Below are 16,847 nucleotides of genomic sequence, written 5' to 3' on the forward strand. Positions count from 1 at the left end.
CCCGCAGGAGGTCCTGAAACAGGAGGTAGCAATTTGATACCGGATCAGGAAGCCCGGCTGTAGCGCACGCCTTCAGGAACGTGGGCATCAAAGCAGCTGGCGATGATCCGGGTCAGCGGCCGGCCCTCGGGCAGTATTTCCAGCGTGTCCCCATCCAGGAACACCAGATCTCCGAACCGGGCCGCAATCCGGGCCAGATCAGCATCCAGGCTTCCCGCCAGATCTCCGAAGCGCTGCCGCAATTCCGCCCGATCCAGCCGGAATTCGCACATCAGCATCTCGATGGCACGGCCCCGCAGCAGGTCTTCCTGACTCACTACATGGCCGCGCGCACCAGTAAGCACCCCCGCCTCAACCCGCTGCGCATAGGCAGGCGTTGCCGCGGCGTTCTGGATGTATCCGCCTGCGAAGCGCGAGATCGACGACGCGCCAAAACCGATCAGGGTCGGGCAGGTGTCATCTGTATACCCTTGGAAGTTCCGGCGCAGGTGCCCAGTGCGGGCAGCTGTTTCCAGTCCGTCGCCAGGTTTGGCAAAATGGTCGATACCGATGGCGGCGAACCCCGCCTCGGCGAACTTCTCCGCCGCCAGCGCGGCCAGATGATAGCGGGCAAGATCGTCCGGCAGCGTCTCTTCCTTGATCAGTTTCTGCCGTTTGGCCACCCAGGGCACATGCGCATAGCCGAACAATGCCAGCCGGTCAGGGCTGAGGCTCAGAACCTTCTCCACAGTATCCGCCATCCGCGCCTGCGTTTGGTGCGGCAGGCCGTAAACCAGATCGGCATTCAGCGAATTGATCCCCGCCGCACGCAGATCCTCGACACATGCCTTGGTCACCTCAAACGGCTGTTCCCGGCCGATCGCCTGCTGCACCAATGGATCGAAATCCTGGATACCTATGCTGGCCCGATTCATGCCTTCTGCCGCCAATGCGGTGATCTTGTCCCGGTCTACCATGGTCGGATCGATTTCCACCGAGAATTCCCAGTCATCGGTGTGCTGGAACACTGCCTTCACTGCCTGCGCCAACCGGTGAATCAGATGCGGCGGCAGAATGGTCGGGGTGCCCCCGCCCCAATGCATCCGCCCCATCCGCAAGCCCTCCGGCAACAGCGGTGCCACCAGCTTCAGTTCCTGCTCCAGCGTGCCGATGTAGCTTTCCACCGGGCTCAGCGTCTGGGTTCCTTGCGTGCGGCAGGCGCAAAACCAGCAAAGCCGCTCGCAAAACGGAATGTGCAGGTACACCGAAACCGGCACCTGCGGATCCAGCGCCTGAAGTTCGCGGGCCTGTTCCGCGGCGCCAACGGCTGCGGAAAACACCGGCGCGGTCGGATAAGAGGTGTAGCGGGGCACCCGGCTGTCAAACAGCCCAAGGGCTTGGAGGCGGTCAACTTGTATCATGACTTTCCTATGCCCCTTTTCCGAATCCTCCACTTTGCGCAGGATCAAACCAGCGGCCGGATTCCTTATTGGGCGCAACCCAAAACACTCTGCTCAAGGCACTGGTTTAAAATGATAAAATATTTCCAGGGCCAAAAATGGGAAATTTTTTCCGCAGGGCTATTTTTCCGTTTGACGCTGCTTGCGACTCCGCTTATACGCCGGTTCCACGACACCTGCCCAGGTGGCGGAATTGGTAGACGCGCTAGCTTCAGGTGCTAGTGTCCGTATGGACGTGGAGGTTCGAGTCCCCTCCTGGGCACCATCTCCCCGAATATTCTAAATTATGATCGCATAGATCGCTGCTGTTCCAGCCCAGGCGTGTGTTGTGCAGACCTCTGACTTGAAAAAAACGGCAGGACGCGCCTGCCGTTTTTTCTTGGATAGCCATTTGAATGGAAACGGGCTTCAGTTCACCGGTTTAACCGTTTCCTGAATCTCGCTCTCTGCATCCTCGGCGGCTTCGACAATCTCCGCATCCTCGACCGGTTCCGCGCTTTTGTCCTCAAGCGCGCCCGTGATCAGCGGCAGCATGTGGGCCGCAGCCACACTGGCCACTTCCGGAGTCTCCGGACGCTTCCAGGACAGGGTGTCAAAACTGGAGCAATGCTCGCAGACCGGCGCCCATTCGGCATGTATGTGGTTGCAGCTGTCGCAGACCCACTGGGGCCCGCGCGGTGCGGTCAGCGCCTTGGCCAGCCAGCCCTGCACAACCTTGTCGCTGGCACCTTCGCCGCGTTCGATTGCAGCCATCAGCGTCAGCGCGCGGGCGTCCGGCGCCCGTTTCGCCAGATCATGCAGCCAGCGGCGGGCTTCCGGGAAATCCTCGGCCACGATGTTCAGCTCTGCCATCACCAGCCGGGTCTCATCGTTCAGCGGCTTTATACGCGCCAGCTGATCGAACCGCTTGACGCGTTCAGCGGCGGTTTCCTCCGGTTCGATTTCGGCAAAGGCATGCGCCAGATCCGGGTGCGGCTGGCTTTCCCAGGCTTTCTTCAGCAGCCGGACAGCCGGACGTTTCTTGCCCTTGGCAATATAGGCGCGTGCAGCCATGGCCGCAGCCGGGACCAGATCAGGCGACAGGCGGTTTGCCTCAATTGCCTGCTCCTGCTGCTCGACGGTTGCGCCCTCATCCAGCACCCCCTTGGAGGCTGACAAGGCCAGAACTGCATCGCGGCGCTTGTACACATCGCGCGGCAGGGTGCCGGTCTTGAGCTTGGTCGACAGCGTCTTACGCGCGCCGGCCCAGTCTTCGGCCTGCGCCTGCAGACGCAGCAGCGTGTCCTGCACCTCCTCATGCTTGGGGCGCAGCGCCAGCGCCTTTTCGGCCAGCTGGCGGGCGGTATCCGTGTCGCCTTCCGAGAGCTTCTGCTTCATGATCCCGCGCACCCCGACAAAGCGGGTCGGCTGGTTGGAGAGCAAACGCTTGTAGGCCTCCGCGGCCTTGTGGGTATCGCCGCTCATCTCCGCCGCTTGCGCGACCAGAAGATCAGTCAGCTCCGGCTTCTGCAGATACTTCTCCGCCCGCGCCGCCTTGGCCAGCGCCAGGCGGCCTTCACCGGAAGCCAGCGCCATCAGACCATCGGACAGTGCCTGGTAGCCTTTCCGCTCGCGGCCCTTGTCCCAATAGCGCGACAGCGCGGTTTCATCGCCATTCAGGAAGCGCAGCGTGGCGACCAGCAGCGACAGCAGTTTCAGGAACAGCCACAGACCAGCAACCAGCACGCCCAGCGCAATGACGGACTGCAGCGCGCCAAGGGTGTATTCCGTGCCGGCAACGGTGATCTGCACCCCGCCGGCTGTTTCCATCAGCAGACCGGCGCCAAAGGCAAGAAGCGCGACAATTGCGACAAATACGAGGATCTTAAACAACGACCAGAGCATGGCGGCTTCCTTATTTGGCTTGCAGGCTTTGGGCCAGTTCAGCAGCTGCTGTGACAGCAGCCGCCCGCGCATTTGCCGCGGCTTCCCAGTTGGACAGGGCCGCACGGGCCGTTTCGGGCAATGCAGATAGTTCGGTCAGCGCATCCTGCAGCTTGCCTGCGGCCACAGCGGCTTCCGCACGGGACAGGACCGCGTCCGGACCCTCCCCCTCCTGCGGGGTTACCGAGCGTGCACCGAGGTGCCGGTTCACGTAGTCCAGCAAACCGCCGCTGCCTTTGGTCTCCTCGCGTGCCGCAGCCAGCGCATCCCGGGCCGCCGGGGCAAAGCTGTCGCGCAAGGCGGAAATTGTGGCAACACCGCTGTCTGCCGGACCGGTCAGGGCTGCGGGCACGTCCACACCCAGGTTTGTAAGCTCCTGCACATTGGTGGCATAGCTGTTGCCGCTGTCCAGCGCAGAGCGCAGCTGCGCCAGCTGGGTCTGGGCGCTGGCGATCCGCGCGGCCTCGGCGCTGGCGGCATCCATTGCCTGGGCCTCCGCCAGCATCTGTTCAACTTCGGACCGCTGCGCGGCAAGGCTGTCCTGCAGCTTGGCCAGTTCAGCTTCAAACGCGGCCACAGCCTCCGGCGAGGTGCCTTCGGGCGGCCGGGTTTCCAGCGCGGCAACACGGGCCGCCAATGCATCCAGATCCGCCCGCAAAGCCGCATCCGGGGCCGGCGCGGTTTTCAGCGGTTCAATGTCCGCGGCCAGGGCATCAATGCGGGAGGCAAGCGGCGCAAGGTCGGGCGCCTGAGTGGCCTCCACCTGCTGTTTCAATGCAGCAAGGACTGCCTCCAGGTTTGCCTGGCCAGTCTCAAGCGCGGTCAGATCAACACCGCCGCGCATGGAGGCGGGCAGAACGCTGTCGAGCCAGCCGCCCTGACCGGCCACAAAACCGATCAACGCCGCCACGGCACCGCCCAGCACCGCAGAGCCGAAGCCGCCGCGCTTTTCCACCACGCGTTCGATTTCACGCGGAGCCTCAACCGCGGCAAGCGGTTCAACCGAATCCTCTTCCCGATCCGCTGCGGTGTCCTGATCAAAGGTCTCGGTCTCGGTCTCGGTCTCGGTCTCGGTCTCGGTCTCGGTCTCGGTCTCGGTCTCGGTCTCGGAAACCGCAGGCTCTACCGTGTCAGAGGAATCAACAGAATCCGTACCGGATTCTTCCGCCGCATCCTGTTCAGTTGGTTCTGCTGCATCTTCAGCCGGCTGGGTTTCACCGGGGCCGGGCTCAATCACGTCTTCCGGATTTTTCTTGTCAGCCACGCCGGCCTCCCCCTCGATTCCTAAAATACATTCGTGCGAACACGCTGGACCCTACTCCGCGCGTCTCTGGCCCTCAAGCCGGGACAGCTGCGCTGCGGCATCAACGACAGCTGCCGCCATGGCCGGTGCATCCGGGGCTTTACTTACGCTGAAAGCCTTGTAGTTCAAGCCTTTCAACGGTTCCGCCACAGCCTCGCTCAGTGCAATCAGATGCAAATGCGACGCGTCCCCGCACAGATTGGCAAAATGGCGCGCAGTCCTGGGTGAAAATAGCGGCACGATCACACCGTTTTGCGCAGCAAGCACGGTTTGCGCCTCCTCCGTCAGCGGCAGAAGCGCCTGATCATACACGATTTGCTCATCGCACGGGAGGCCTGCCTCCGTCAGCCGCCGGGCAATGCTTCCCCGGGCATGGGCGCCACGCAGATGCAAAAGCGGCGCATCCGGGCGTTGCCGCAGCAAGGTTACCGTCAGCTCGTCGGCGCACTGGCCCAGGGCCTCTGCCTGCCACCCGTGTTCCGCCGCAGCCTGCGCCGTGCGTTTCCCGACGCAATAGGCAGGCAACCGAACTGTGGTTTCACGTGAAGCGGCCTCAACGCCGTTGGCAGAGGTGAAGATCACCCCTTTTACACCCTGCGTTCTGACGGGTGCCTGAACCGGCTGGATCTCCATCAGCGGCGCATAGATCACTTGCAGCCCGGCAAGCGCCTCTGCGGGCAGGCTGGCGGCAAACCGCTTTGCCGCTGCCAGCGGGCGCGTCATCAGCAATGGCACCATCCAAAGGCTCCCGGGATTGTTTGCACCCCGCTTCGGTGGTAGCCCCGGCGGCAGTTTGATGCAACGGTAAGGCTATGACAAAGACCCTGACAATCCTGGGGCTGGAAAGCAGCTGCGACGACACCGCCGCCGCCGTGGTGCGGCAGGCAGAGGGCACCAAGCCAGAGGTCCTGTCCTCGGTCGTGTTCGGCCAAACCGAGCTGCACAGTGCCTTTGGCGGCGTGGTACCGGAAATTGCCGCCCGCGCCCACGCCGAAAAGCTGGACATCTGCGTCCGTGATGCGCTGGTAGAGGCCGGGCTGAGCCTGAGAGACATGGATGCGGTTGCCGTCACGGCCGGCCCCGGACTGATCGGCGGCGTGATGTCCGGCGTGATGTGCGCCAAGGGGATTGCCGCCGCGACCGGCCTGCCGCTGATCGGAGTAAACCACCTGGCAGGCCACGCACTGACACCACGGCTGACGGACGGGATCGCCTATCCTTATCTGATGCTGCTGGTTTCCGGCGGCCACTGCCAGTATCTGCTGGTGCGCGGGTCTGAGGATTTCACCCGGCTGGGCGGCACCATCGATGACGCACCGGGCGAGGCCTTTGACAAAACCGCCCGCCTGCTGGGCCTGCCGCAGCCCGGCGGGCCGTCGGTGCAGGCTGAGGCGGAAAAGGGCGACCCCAAGCGGTTCCGCTTTCCCCGGCCCTTGCTGGACCGGCCCGATTGCAACCTGTCTTTCTCCGGCCTGAAGACCGCGCTGATGCGGATGCGCGATCAGATTGTGGCGGAAAAGGGCGGCCTGACCCGTCAGGACCGCGCCGACCTGTGTGCAGGGTTTCAGGCAGCCGTGGTTGATACCTTGGCGGAGAAAACCCGCCGCGCCATCCGTCTGTATCTGGAAGAGCAGCCAGCGCAGCCGGCCATTGCCGTGGCTGGCGGTGTGGCAGCAAATACCGCCATCCGTTCTGCTTTAGAGACAGTCTGCGCAGAGGCTGGCGCTGCCTTTACCGCCCCGCCGCTGCGGCTGTGCACCGACAATGCGGCAATGATCGCCTATGCAGGGCTGGAGCGGTTCAAGGCAGGCGCGCGCGACGGGCTGGATCTGACCGCCCGTCCCCGCTGGCCGCTGGATCAAAGCAGCCCGGCACTGATCGGATCAGGCCGCAAGGGAGCCAAAGCATGAGCATTTCGGTATTGGGATCAGGCGCCTTCGGCACAGCTTTGGCGATTTCTCTGGCTGGGAATGGCCCGGTGACCCTGTGGGCGCGCAACGCGATGAAGGCTCAGGCGATGCAGGACAGCCGCCGCAACGGCACCCGCCTGCCCGGTGTGGAACTGCCGGAGAACCTCTCTGTCACCGCAGATATTGCCGGGGCCTGCCAGTCCGAAGTTCTGCTGTTGGCGGTGCCGATGCAAACGCTGCGCAGTGTGCTTGAGGAGTACAAAGAGTACCTGGTAGGAAAAACGCTTGTTGCCTGCTGCAAGGGAATTGAGCTGGACAGCGGGCTCGGCCCGGTGGCCGTTATCCGCGAAGTTCTGCCGGATGCGCAGGCCGCGCTGCTGACCGGGCCGAGCTTTGCCGCTGACATCGCCCGGGGGCTGCCAACCGCGCTGACGCTGGCCTGCGGCGACGCCGATCTGTGCAAGTCCCTGCAGGAACAGCTGACCACAGCCAATCTGCGCCTGTACCGGACCACGGACACCATCGGCGCGGAAATCGGCGGCGCACTGAAAAACGTGATGGCTATTGCCTGCGGCGCCGTAATCGGTGCGGGCCTTGGCGACAGTGCCCGTGCAGCGCTGATGACCCGCGGCTATGCGGAGATGCAGCGGATGGCGCTCGCCTGCGGCGCCAAGGCGGAGACCCTGGCCGGGCTGTCGGGGTTTGGCGACCTCGCGCTGACCTGCACCTCTGACCTCTCGCGCAACTACCGGCTGGGCCTGTCCATTGGCCGCGGAGAGGAATTTGACCCCAGCATAACGGTGGAAGGCGCCGCCACCGCGAGGGCCGTCGCCGCGCAGGCCCAGCGGATGGCCTTGGATATGCCGGTCACGCTCACAGTAACCAATTTAGTAGATCAGCGCTTGACGATCAGCGAGGCAGCGGCACATTTGCTTAAAAGACCATTAAAAGAGGAATAAAATGCTCATCGCATTGATCGCCCGCGACAAACCCGGCCATCTGCAGACCCGGCTCGACAACCGTGACGCCCATCTGGCCTATATCAACGACACTGGCGCCGTGGCACAGGCGGGCCCGCTGCTGGATCAGGATGGCAATATGGCCGGTTCCCTGATTATTCTGGACGTCGAAGACATGGCAGCGGGCGAAGCCTGGGCGGCGAATGACCCCTACAAAAAAGCCGGCCTGTTTGAAGCTGTCGAACTGATCACATGGAAAAAGGTCATCGGCTGATGCGCTACTGGCTGTTCAAATCCGAACCCTCCACCTGGAGCTGGGATAACCAGGTTGCCAAAGGGGACGCAGGCGAGGAATGGGACGGCGTGCGCAACTACCAGGCGCGCAACTTTATGCGCGAGATGAAAATTGGCGACCGCGGCTTTTTCTATCATTCGCAGAAAGAGAAATCCGTGGTTGGCATTGTTGAGGTATGCGCGGAGGCGCATCCCGACAGCACCACCGAGGACGACCGTTGGGAATGCGTGGACATCAAGGCGCTGCGCCCCTTTGCCAAGCCGGTCAGTCTGGATCAGATCAAGGCCGACCTGCGGTTGGAGGAGATGGTGCTGGTGAAAAACTCCCGCCTGTCGGTGCAGCCGGTGAGCGAGGCCGAATGGGCCGCCATCTGCGCGCTGGGGGAGACAGACCCCGGCTGATCTGCCACTCTGCTCTCAAGTGGCTGAAACCATTGAGGAGAGCTTTATGCTGAGTGTGATTGTTGCAGCAGCGGCGGCGTTTGTGCTGGGCGCTGTTTACTACGGTGCATTGGCCAAGCCGTGGATCGAAGCGTCAGGCGTTGAAATTGACGAGAGCGGCAAACCGAAGGGCGGGCAAAGTCCGATGATCTTTGCCATGGCCTTTGTCTTGCAGCTGATTGTGGCTGGCATGATGCGCCATGTGTTCAGCCTGTCAGGCATCGAAACCCTGGGTGCAGGGCTGGTCGGCGGCGCCGGCGTCGGTCTGTTTTTCATCAGCCCTTGGATTGCGCTCAATAATATGTACGGGATGCGGCCGGTGAAACTGACGCTGATTGATGGCGGATATGCAACGCTGGCCTGCGCGGCGGCCGGTCTGGTGCTGACGCTGTTCTAAGCTGACACGGATCTGAAATGAAAAAGGGAAGGACCTGAGGACAATCAGGACCTTCCCTTCCACCCCGCGTGCTCCACTATCCACCACACGCGTATGAAAATCTGGTTCCTGGCCGTCCTGGCCGGTTTCTTAGGTATAGGCCGCCCAGCGCCGATTCCGCAAAGCAATAACCCGGACAATGCGAGCTAAATCAGAAGTGACGGGAAGCAAACCGGAAGGTTTCATCTTGAGGTATTGCCAGCTGAGCCGCGTCCTTCCTCCGGGTCCACAGTTCCAGATCCCTCAATCGCGTTGCCGCCGCCATTCGCTACCAGAGCGGATGCCTTTCCGGGCCAGGGACCTATATTGAGGCCTGCGTACCAGTGACACGGAGGAGGTTATCCTATGCAAAGGTTTCTCATCGAACGGGACATCCCGAAGGTCGGCAGCATGAGCGGTGAAGAACTTGGCGGCGCTGCGCGCACCTCCAATGACGCGCTGGCCAAACTGGCCCCGCGGGTCCAATGGCAGCATTCCTACGTTGCCGGCGACAAAACATTCTGCATTTACCTGGCCGACTCCGAAGACGCGATACATGAACACGCGAAGCTGAGCGGCTTCCCAGCCAGTAAAATCACTAGAATCGAAACTGTCATCGACCCCACCACCGGCAAATAGGCAAACCAGCAAAAGAAAAGCGCCGCCGGATTTCCCCGGCGACGCTCTGGAAGTTCTGCTTTTACCGCTTAGTAGCGGTAGTGCTCCGGCTTGAACGGGCCTTCCGGTTTGACGCCGATATAGGCGGCCTGTTCAGAGCTCAGCTGGGTCAGCTTGACGCCGATGCGGCCCAGGTGCAGGCGGGCGACTTTTTCGTCCAGGTGCTTGGGCAGGATGTAGACGTCGTTTTCGTAGTGGTCGCCGCGGGTCCAAAGTTCGATCTGGGCCAGCACCTGGTTGGTGAAGGACGCAGACATCACAAAAGACGGGTGGCCGGTGGCGTTGCCGAGGTTCAGCAGACGGCCTTCGGACAGCAGGATCAGACGGTTGCCCGAGGGCATCTCGATCATATCGACCTGATCCTTGATGTTGGTCCATTTGTGGTTCTTCAGCGCGGCGACCTGGATCTCGTTATCGAAGTGGCCGATGTTGCCGACAATCGCCATGTCCTTCATCTCGCGCATGTGCTCGATGCGGATCACGTCCTTGTTGCCAGTGGTGGTGATGAACACGTCAGCGGTGGCGACCTCATCTTCCAGCAAGGTGACTTCGAAACCATCCATGGCGGCCTGCAGAGCGCAGATCGGATCGGCTTCGGTGACTTTCACGCGGGCACCGGCGCCGCGCAGGGACGCCGCCGAACCTTTGCCGACGTCGCCATAGCCACAGACCACGGCAACCTTGCCGGCCATCATGGTGTCGGTGGCCCGGCGGATGCCGTCGACCAGCGATTCCTTGCAGCCGTATTTGTTATCGAATTTCGACTTGGTGACAGAGTCGTTCACGTTGATCGCCGGGAACGGCAGCTGGCCGTTTTTCTGCAGATCATACAGGCGGTGAACGCCGGTGGTGGTTTCCTCGGACACGCCGAGGATTGCGTCGCGGGTCTTGGTGAACCAGCCGGGCGATGCTTCCATGCGCTTCATAATCTGCGCCTTGATGACCGCTTCTTCCTCGGACTGCGGCACCGGGATGATCTCCTCGCCCGCTTCGGCGCGGGCGCCCAGCAGCACGTAAAGGGTGGCGTCGCCGCCATCATCCAGGATCAGGTTGGCACCTTCGGGGAACATGAAGGATTTGTCGAGGTAATCCCAGTGCTCTTCCAGGGTCTGGCCCTTGATCGCAAAGACCGGAATGCCGGCCTCGGCAATTGCCGCGGCGGCGTGGTCCTGGGTCGAGAAGATGTTGCAGGAGGCCCAGCGCACATCCGCACCCAGCGCCACCAGCGTCTCGATCAGAACCGCGGTCTGAATGGTCATGTGCAGCGAGCCGACGATACGCGCACCTTTCAGCGGTTTGCTTTCGCCGTATTCCTCGCGCAGGGCCATCAGGCCCGGCATTTCGGTTTCGGCGATGTCCAGCTCTTTGCGGCCAAAGCCTGCCAGCGCGATGTCCTTGACGATATAATCCCCGGCCATAGTCTGCTCCATTCCGGTTACGAGTACACTTGGTGCAGGGCCTAGCACTGCAATAGTTGATATTCAACGAAGATACCCGCAGCCGGAGCCGATGGCTCAGGCTTTTCGACTTGTGTCAGGTAGGAGGGGAAGCCTGTCAGGCGGCCTCTTTCAGCTTGGCGTGCCCAGGTCAGGCGCTTTTTCCGCAATGTGGAAAAAGGAGGATCCAGTTGCGACAACGCAGCTGATCCCGTTTGCATGTGTGACCAGAACCGTGAATGTACCGGTTTCATCCGAAGACCAAACTTCAATCACTGTCGCTTCCGGGCGGCTTTTCTGCAATCCGCCGGCAGTCAGCCGCTCGGAGTATCCGCTTTCCAGTTTTTGCGTCATGACCTCACGGTCGCCGCAGCTGGCTGCCAAGGCCGGCGGCGCTGTCGCTGCCATGCCGAACAACAGGGAAAGACCAAGTAAACGCTTGAACATGACAAACTCCTTTCTGTTGCGTGTCAGTTCGCAAAAGGGGTTTGCCGCAGGGAGGGGGCGGTGCCCCTTGTCCCTTTAATATTGGTTCGGGAGGCACCTTTTTCAAACTCACGCGGCATAAACTGCCCGTTTTCATCCGTGTTCGCGCAAACACTCAAAGGACGGCAAGCATTGCCCGCTAATGCCCCAGAAGGTAGTCAATGGGGGAATACAGTGACAGGACAACCCCATGCCCTCCAAACCCGCCCGCGCCTGGCAGCGTATGCTATCCGGCCGCCGACTGGACCTGCTGGATCCAACGCCCGTCGATATCGAGATAGAAGATATTGCGCACGGGCTGGCCTTTGTGGCGCGCTGGAACGGCCAGACGATGGGGGATTTTGCCTATTCGGTGGCTGAGCATTCGCTGCTGGTCGAGGACATTTTTTCGCGGATGCAGCCCAACGCACCGATCAAATGGCGGCTGGCAGCGCTGCTGCATGATGCGCCGGAATATGTGATCGGCGACATGATCTCTCCTGTGAAGGCCGCAGTCGGTCCCGGTTACGGGGATCTGGATCAGCGGCTGACTGCTGCCATCCACCTGCGGTTCGGGCTGCCGGCGGCGCTGCCCAAAACGGTGAAGACGCAGATCAAGCGGGCGGACAAGGTCAGCGCCTGGATGGAAGCGGTGCAGATCGCGGGGTTTTCAGAGAAAGAAGCCGGCAAGTTCTTTGGCCGCCCGAATGCCGAGATTGCCGACGGCCTGCACATCCGCCTGCGCCCGCCGGTCGAAGTGCGGCAGGATTTCATTGCCCGGCACGAGGCGCTTTTGCGGCAGATGTGACCGGAACGGGGTTTACCCAGCCAAGGCGATGCCCTGCCGGTGTTTTCATTCGTTGTCCTGCTGCATGTGCTGCGTAGGAGCCTGTGCAAGTTAAGGATGGCGGCGCCGCCAAGGGGCGGAGGCGGGACGGGAGTTTCCCCCCGCACGCGAAACGTCGTCAGTGCGTGCCCCTGCCACAGAACCCTGTTCCAAAGTGCCGGAGGTGTCAGGCCCGGCGGTTGACCGCGATCAATTGGGACTATGCCGCACACCGCTTAAGATCCGGTGAGACCAGCGTACTCAGGGTGCGCAACACCCTGTGGTGCAAGGTGTTATCCCTTGCCCGATCTGAAATACTCAGCGCGGGCTGCGCTTGGCGAGGATCCGCTGCAGGGTGCGGCGGTGCATGTTCAGCCGACGGGCGGTTTCCGAAACATTGCGGTCGCAGAGCTCATAGATCCGCTGGATATGTTCCCAGCGCACCCGGTCAGCGCTCATCGGGTTTTCCGGCGGCGGCGGCAGCTCATCTCCGGTGGACAGCAGCGCGTTCATGATGTCGGTGGCATCGGCCGGCTTGGACAGGTAATCCGTCGCGCCAATCTTGACCGCTGCAACGGCCGTGGCGATTGCGCCATAGCCGGTCAGCACTACAACCCGGCTGTCGGGGCGTTTCTCGCGCAGCACCTCGACAACATCCAGGCCGTTGCCGTCCTCCAGTCGCAGATCAACCACCGCATAGGCCGGCGGGCGAGCGGTTGCGATGGCGCTGCCTGCGGCGACAGAGCCTGCGGTCTCCACCTCAAAACCGCGTTTCTCCATTGCCTTGGCCAAGCGCCGCAGAAACGGCTCGTCATCATCTACGAGCAGCAATGTCTTGTCAGGTCCAATTTCCTGAAGAGCAGTTTCGGCCATGCCCGGTCCTCCGCGCGGTTTTATCTATTGGCGCAAGAATATGTCCGGGCAGGGGAAAAGGTCAAACAGCTATCCTGCTTCAGATTTTCCCGACAAAACAGGCGGTTTTATCTGCCATCTGCTCTGCGGTTTCATCGCGGCGGAAGAACTCAACGAAGCCTTCATCCGGCATCACCAGATAGGAGAAGGTGGAATGGTCGACGAGGTAGTAATCCTCATCCCCCTCGTTCTTCTTGAAGTAGGTTTTGTAGGCCTGGCTGGCAGCCTTCACCTGCTCTATCGAACCTGTCAGCCCGATCATCTTTTCATGCAGGTTGGCGGCAAAATCACCAACGGCTTCAGGGGTATCCCGGTCCGGGTCGATGGAAATGAACACCGGCGTCACGCTGATGCCGCGCTCTGCCAGAACGTCGATGGCATCCGCGTTGCGGGCGGCATCCATCGGGCAGACATCGGGGCAGAATGTGTAGCCGAAATAGACGATGGACGGCTCGGTAATCACATCCTTGTCGGTGACGGTTTCACCCTTGGCATTGACCAGTTCGAACGGCCCGCCGATGGTTTCCGTTCCGCCTGCGATCTGGCTGCTGCGGCACTGCGCGAATTTGTCACCCCCGCTGCCCCCACGGGTCAGAAACCAGGCGCCGCCTACTAGGGCAGCGACAAAAGCAACAGCTAGAAGAGCATAGATGCGGGTCATGGGATCACACTTTTCGTCAGGGAAGGGTTGTTGATCGTTTGCGGCGCCAGACCTATCAAGAAATACAGCCGATGCAACTGGCGCACGGCGTCACATCTGCGGGAGCACCGAACCGGATGAACGATCGACGTTTCATGCTGGCAAGCAGCCACGATCACAGTCATTGGGTCCGGCTGCGGACACTGATTTTGCTGCGGTGGGTGGCCATTGCCGGGCAGATCACCGCTATTGCGGTGGCACAGCACCGGTTCAACCTGCAACTGGAACTGGGTTTGTGTTACCTGGCGATCGGCATCTCCGCGGCCGGCAACCTAATTGCCATCTTCGCCTTCCCGGAAAACAAGCGCCTCAGCGAGTTTGAAAACTTCCTGATGGTTCTGTTCGACCTGCTGCAGCTCGCCTTTCTGGTGTATCTGACCGGCGGGCTGAACAACCCCTTTGCCCTGCTTGTGCTGGGACCGGTGACAATTTCCGCGGCGGTGATGGGCTTGCGCTCCACCCTGATCATCGGGGCAACAGCCATCATCCTGGTCACCCTGATGGCTGAATTCCACCTGCCGTTGCGGACTGAGCAGGGGTTTATCCTGCGGATCCCGGATGTGTTCATTTTCGGCAACTGGATCGCCATCGTCATCGCGATTCTTTTTATCGGTGCCTATTCCTTCCGCGTCAGTAACGAGATGCGGCTGATGTCGGACGCACTAAGCGCCACCCAACTGGCCTTGTCACGCGAACAGAAACTGACTGATCTGGGTGGTGTGGTGGCCGCAGCAGCGCATGAGCTGGGAACACCGCTGGCCACCATTAAACTGACCAGCGCCGAGCTGATCGAAGAACTGGACGACCGCCCGGACCTGCGCGAGGATGCTGCCCTGATCCGCGAACAGGCTGACCGCTGCCGGGATATCCTGCGCAGCATGGGGCGGGCAGGCAAAGACGACCTGCACCTGCGCCAGGCTCCTCTTTCAACCCTAGTGACCGAAGCCGCAGAGCCGCACATGCATCGCGGCAAGGCTGTCCTTTATCACGAGGAACCGCTGGAAGGCGGTGATTTTCAGCAGCCCACTGTCCTGCGCAAGCCAGAGATCATTCACGGGCTGCGCAATCTGGTCCAGAACGCGGTGGATTTCTCGAAATCCACCGTTTGGATCAATGCAGCCTGGAACGACGAGCGTATCGTTCTTCTGATCAGCGACGATGGCCAAGGCTTTCCGCCGCATCTGCTCGGCCGCATCGGAGACCCGTTTGTGCGCCGCCGCCGGGGGGAAAGCGAACTGAAGCAGCGTCCGGAGTATGAGGGCATGGGGTTGGGGCTTTTCATTGCCAAGACACTGCTCCAGCGCACCGGGGCGCGGCTGAAGTTCGCCAATGACTGGGACCAGATCCATAGTGCAGCACATGCGCCCGAAGGGCGCGGTGCCATCGTTGAAGTGGTCTGGCCGCGCGAAAAAATCGACGCCATAGAAGCAGGAGGCCCTGTTACCGGCAAAAATTTGCCTTTAGAAATTTAACTATTCACTTTTGGGAAACCAATTAAACTTCATTTAACCATTTTTAGGGAACCATGAGAGCCAACGAGAGCTGAGCTAGGCAGGAAGACATGCAGGATTTCGCTTCGATCGAATGGTTTGTACTGGCCGCACTTTGTGCCGCCACGGCTGCAGCCGCAGTCTGGTGGCTGTCGCCCTCACCACGGCGCAATGGCATGGAACATGACCTGCTTGCCGCCGACGGCCGAACCGACGCTGTCTTTCTGTTTGATGACAGCAGCCTGATCGGCTGGTCCTCCGGCGCCCGCAAGTTTATCGGTGACCAAGCTGAGAATTTTGATTGGAGCATGCTGCGCGACCAGTTGGCCCGCAGCTATCCTGGCCTGCCGCAATCGCCCGGTTTTCTCAAGGATGTGGGGCCGCTTGTGCTGTCAGGCACTGCCGCTGCTGAGAGCCGTGAGGCGCATTGCGAGTGGATTGACGGTGTCACCCGCGTGCAACTGCGCCGCAGCACATTGGAGGAACAGAACAAGTCCCTGGATCAGGAACTGACCACCCTGCGCGCTGCCGTGCATCAGGCCCCCTACCCGGTCTGGCTGCAGTCGGAGGAGGGAAACGTCACCTGGTCTAATCTCGCTTACGATAATCTTAACCAGAAGATTCGCGGTCGCAGTTCAGACTTTGCCGATCCGTTGTTCACGGATCTCCACGATCCAATGACCAGCGGCAAGCCTGAACGGATCCATATTCCAATGCCGGACAGCGGCAAGAAGCTTTGGTACAATGTTTCAACAACTGAGACAGAGGCCGGCTGGCTGTGCCATGCGGTAGATGTGAACGCAGTGGTCGACGCCGAGGTTGCCCAGCGCAACTTTGTGCAGACTCTGGCCAAGACCTTTGCCCAGCTGTCAATCGGCCTGGCGATCTTTGACCGCAACCGCCAGCTGGTGCTGTTCAATCCAGTGCTGATCGACCTGACCGCGCTGCCCGCAAACTTCCTCAGCTCGCGGCCCAACCTGCTGACCTTCTTCGACCGGTTGCGCGACCAGCGTATGATGCCGGAACCCAAGAGCTATTCCAGCTGGCGCCATCAGATGGCGGACCTTCTGGAAGCAGCTGCCGAGGGCCGTTACCAGGAAACCTGGTCGCTGCCGTCCGGCTCTGTCTACAAAGTATCCGGCCGGCCCCATCCGGATGGCGCCATCGCCTTCCTGTTCGAGGATATCACCGCCGAAGTCACCCTTACCCGCCAGTTCCGCTCTGAGCTGGAAATGGGGCAGTCGATCCTTGACCAGATGGACGAAGCCATCGCGGTGTTCGCCAATGACGGCAGCATGAGCTTTTCAAACAGCGCGTATGACACCCTCTGGCAGATGGATCCGGACTCCAGCTTTGCCAAAGTGTCCATCATGGATGCCAGCCGGATCTGGCAGGACACCTGCGCGCCGACCCCGGTCTGGGGCGAGATCCGCGACTTCGTTGCGGGCTGCGAAGGGCGCGAGGCCTGGTGGTCCCATGTTCAGCTGCGCAATGGCACCAGAATGGTCTGCAAGGTAACAGCAATCCAGAACGGCGCCACAATGGTCAGCTTCCGAAAGCCGGACGCAGCTGCCCTTCCGGCGGGCCAGGAACGCTTTGCCGCCAACCCGCAAGACTGAAACTTGAATCCAGCTTGCAGCGGTAACGCGGCGGCGT

General features: G+C 61.3%; 17 protein-coding genes and 1 tRNA gene. 10 read left to right on the top strand and 8 right to left on the bottom strand.

Going from position 1 to position 16,847, the window contains the following annotated elements; translation table 11 throughout:
• Positions 1-44: 44 nt before the first annotated feature.
• Entirely contained in the window at positions 45-1,400 is a 1,356-nt protein-coding gene (gene hemN, locus RA26_RS14060) for an oxygen-independent coproporphyrinogen III oxidase (RefSeq protein WP_039184445.1), read from the bottom strand.
• 217 nt (positions 1,401-1,617) lie between these two features.
• Here hemN and RA26_RS14065 point away from each other — a divergent pair.
• A tRNA-Leu gene (locus RA26_RS14065) sits at positions 1,618-1,704 on the top strand.
• 143 nt (positions 1,705-1,847) lie between these two features.
• Here RA26_RS14065 and RA26_RS14070 read toward each other — a convergent pair.
• Genes RA26_RS14070 through RA26_RS14080 form a run of 3 tightly spaced genes read right to left on the bottom strand, consistent with a single transcriptional unit; the run spans position 1,848 to position 5,403 of the window.
• Positions 1,848-3,323 (bottom strand): heme biosynthesis protein HemY, encoded by a 1,476-nt coding sequence (locus RA26_RS14070; RefSeq protein ID WP_039184655.1) that lies wholly within the window; start codon positions 3,321-3,323, stop codon positions 1,848-1,850.
• Positions 3,324-3,333: 10 nt separating this feature from the next.
• Positions 3,334-4,626 carry a COG4223 family protein gene (locus RA26_RS14075; protein WP_039184449.1) on the bottom strand — a complete coding sequence of 431 codons (1,293 nt, stop codon included), beginning with the start codon at positions 4,624-4,626 and terminating at the stop codon, positions 3,334-3,336.
• A 51-nt stretch (positions 4,627-4,677) separates the two neighbouring features.
• A complete protein-coding gene (locus tag RA26_RS14080) occupies positions 4,678-5,403 on the bottom strand; it encodes a uroporphyrinogen-III synthase (protein ID WP_039184451.1) in 726 nt (241 codons plus the stop codon).
• Between the two features lie 74 nt (positions 5,404-5,477).
• Here RA26_RS14080 and tsaD point away from each other — a divergent pair, with 74 nt between their 5' ends.
• From tsaD to RA26_RS14110, 6 genes are all read left to right on the top strand, one after another.
• Positions 5,478-6,575 carry a tRNA (adenosine(37)-N6)-threonylcarbamoyltransferase complex transferase subunit TsaD gene (tsaD, locus tag RA26_RS14085; RefSeq protein ID WP_039184452.1) on the top strand — a complete coding sequence of 366 codons (1,098 nt, stop codon included), beginning with the start codon at positions 5,478-5,480 and terminating at the stop codon, positions 6,573-6,575.
• Entirely contained in the window at positions 6,572-7,534 is a 963-nt protein-coding gene (locus tag RA26_RS14090) for an NAD(P)H-dependent glycerol-3-phosphate dehydrogenase (RefSeq protein WP_039184455.1), read from the top strand. Before tsaD ends, RA26_RS14090 begins: the two co-directional genes overlap by 4 nt.
• Before the next feature lies 1 nt (position 7,535).
• A complete protein-coding gene (locus RA26_RS14095; RefSeq protein WP_039184456.1) occupies positions 7,536-7,808 on the top strand; it encodes a YciI family protein in 273 nt (90 codons plus the stop codon).
• On the top strand, positions 7,808-8,230 hold the full coding sequence (locus RA26_RS14100; RefSeq protein WP_039184457.1) for an EVE domain-containing protein: 423 nt from the start codon (positions 7,808-7,810) through the stop codon (positions 8,228-8,230). Before RA26_RS14095 ends, RA26_RS14100 begins: the two co-directional genes overlap by 1 nt.
• A gap of 46 nt (positions 8,231-8,276) precedes the next feature.
• A complete protein-coding gene (locus RA26_RS14105) occupies positions 8,277-8,666 on the top strand; it encodes a DUF1761 domain-containing protein (RefSeq protein ID WP_039184459.1) in 390 nt (129 codons plus the stop codon).
• Between the two features lie 384 nt (positions 8,667-9,050).
• Positions 9,051-9,323, top strand: coding sequence for a DUF4242 domain-containing protein (locus tag RA26_RS14110; RefSeq protein WP_039184460.1), 273 nt, complete (start codon positions 9,051-9,053; stop codon positions 9,321-9,323).
• 68 nt (positions 9,324-9,391) lie between these two features.
• Here RA26_RS14110 and ahcY read toward each other — a convergent pair whose 3' ends face one another.
• A complete protein-coding gene (gene ahcY / locus RA26_RS14115; RefSeq protein WP_039184464.1) occupies positions 9,392-10,780 on the bottom strand; it encodes an adenosylhomocysteinase in 1,389 nt (462 codons plus the stop codon).
• 150 nt (positions 10,781-10,930) lie between these two features.
• On the bottom strand, positions 10,931-11,245 hold the full coding sequence (locus RA26_RS14120) for a hypothetical protein (RefSeq protein WP_039184465.1): 315 nt from the start codon (positions 11,243-11,245) through the stop codon (positions 10,931-10,933).
• 229 nt (positions 11,246-11,474) lie between these two features.
• Here RA26_RS14120 and RA26_RS14125 point away from each other — a divergent pair, with 229 nt between their 5' ends.
• On the top strand, positions 11,475-12,071 hold the full coding sequence (locus RA26_RS14125) for an HD domain-containing protein (RefSeq protein ID WP_039184468.1): 597 nt from the start codon (positions 11,475-11,477) through the stop codon (positions 12,069-12,071).
• Positions 12,072-12,407: 336 nt separating this feature from the next.
• Here RA26_RS14125 and RA26_RS14130 read toward each other — a convergent pair whose 3' ends face one another.
• Positions 12,408-12,962 (bottom strand): ActR/PrrA/RegA family redox response regulator transcription factor, encoded by a 555-nt coding sequence (locus RA26_RS14130; RefSeq protein ID WP_039184470.1) that lies wholly within the window; start codon positions 12,960-12,962, stop codon positions 12,408-12,410.
• A gap of 79 nt (positions 12,963-13,041) precedes the next feature.
• Positions 13,042-13,662 (bottom strand): SCO family protein, encoded by a 621-nt coding sequence (locus RA26_RS14135; RefSeq protein WP_039184472.1) that lies wholly within the window; start codon positions 13,660-13,662, stop codon positions 13,042-13,044.
• 116 nt (positions 13,663-13,778) lie between these two features.
• Here RA26_RS14135 and regB point away from each other — a divergent pair, with 116 nt between their 5' ends.
• Both regB and RA26_RS14145 read left to right on the top strand, forming a co-directional pair.
• A complete protein-coding gene (regB, locus tag RA26_RS14140) occupies positions 13,779-15,173 on the top strand; it encodes a sensor histidine kinase RegB (RefSeq protein WP_039184475.1) in 1,395 nt (464 codons plus the stop codon).
• 89 nt (positions 15,174-15,262) lie between these two features.
• Positions 15,263-16,810: a PAS-domain containing protein gene (locus RA26_RS14145; RefSeq protein ID WP_039184478.1), complete on the top strand. Its 1,548-nt coding sequence runs from the start codon at positions 15,263-15,265 to the stop codon at positions 16,808-16,810.
• Positions 16,811-16,847: the final 37 nt, after the last annotated feature.

It is taken from the genome of Leisingera sp. ANG-M7, assembly GCF_000813965.1.
Lineage (GTDB): Bacteria > Pseudomonadota > Alphaproteobacteria > Rhodobacterales > Rhodobacteraceae > Leisingera.

Excerpts from the sequence above, each read along its gene's own strand:
- RA26_RS14105 (WP_039184459.1), top strand. The coding sequence starts at position 8,277 with ATGCTGAGTGTGATTGTTGCAGCAGCGGCGGCGTTTGTGCTGGGCGCT.
- RA26_RS14130 (WP_039184470.1), bottom strand. The coding sequence starts at position 12,962 with ATGGCCGAAACTGCTCTTCAGGAAATTGGACCTGACAAGACATTGCTG.
- RA26_RS14110 (WP_039184460.1), top strand. The coding sequence starts at position 9,051 with ATGCAAAGGTTTCTCATCGAACGGGACATCCCGAAGGTCGGCAGCATG.
- RA26_RS14120 (WP_039184465.1), bottom strand. The coding sequence starts at position 11,245 with ATGTTCAAGCGTTTACTTGGTCTTTCCCTGTTGTTCGGCATGGCAGCG.
- RA26_RS14135 (WP_039184472.1), bottom strand. The coding sequence starts at position 13,662 with ATGACCCGCATCTATGCTCTTCTAGCTGTTGCTTTTGTCGCTGCCCTA.
- regB (WP_039184475.1), top strand. The coding sequence starts at position 13,779 with ATGAACGATCGACGTTTCATGCTGGCAAGCAGCCACGATCACAGTCAT.
- RA26_RS14145 (WP_039184478.1), top strand. The coding sequence starts at position 15,263 with ATGCAGGATTTCGCTTCGATCGAATGGTTTGTACTGGCCGCACTTTGT.
- RA26_RS14095 (WP_039184456.1), top strand. The coding sequence starts at position 7,536 with ATGCTCATCGCATTGATCGCCCGCGACAAACCCGGCCATCTGCAGACC.
- hemN (WP_039184445.1), bottom strand. The coding sequence starts at position 1,400 with ATGATACAAGTTGACCGCCTCCAAGCCCTTGGGCTGTTTGACAGCCGG.
- ahcY (WP_039184464.1), bottom strand. The coding sequence starts at position 10,780 with ATGGCCGGGGATTATATCGTCAAGGACATCGCGCTGGCAGGCTTTGGC.
- RA26_RS14100 (WP_039184457.1), top strand. The coding sequence starts at position 7,808 with ATGCGCTACTGGCTGTTCAAATCCGAACCCTCCACCTGGAGCTGGGAT.
- RA26_RS14070 (WP_039184655.1), bottom strand. The coding sequence starts at position 3,323 with ATGCTCTGGTCGTTGTTTAAGATCCTCGTATTTGTCGCAATTGTCGCG.
- RA26_RS14125 (WP_039184468.1), top strand. The coding sequence starts at position 11,475 with ATGCCCTCCAAACCCGCCCGCGCCTGGCAGCGTATGCTATCCGGCCGC.
- RA26_RS14080 (WP_039184451.1), bottom strand. The coding sequence starts at position 5,403 with ATGGTGCCATTGCTGATGACGCGCCCGCTGGCAGCGGCAAAGCGGTTT.
- RA26_RS14090 (WP_039184455.1), top strand. The coding sequence starts at position 6,572 with ATGAGCATTTCGGTATTGGGATCAGGCGCCTTCGGCACAGCTTTGGCG.
- tsaD (WP_039184452.1), top strand. The coding sequence starts at position 5,478 with ATGACAAAGACCCTGACAATCCTGGGGCTGGAAAGCAGCTGCGACGAC.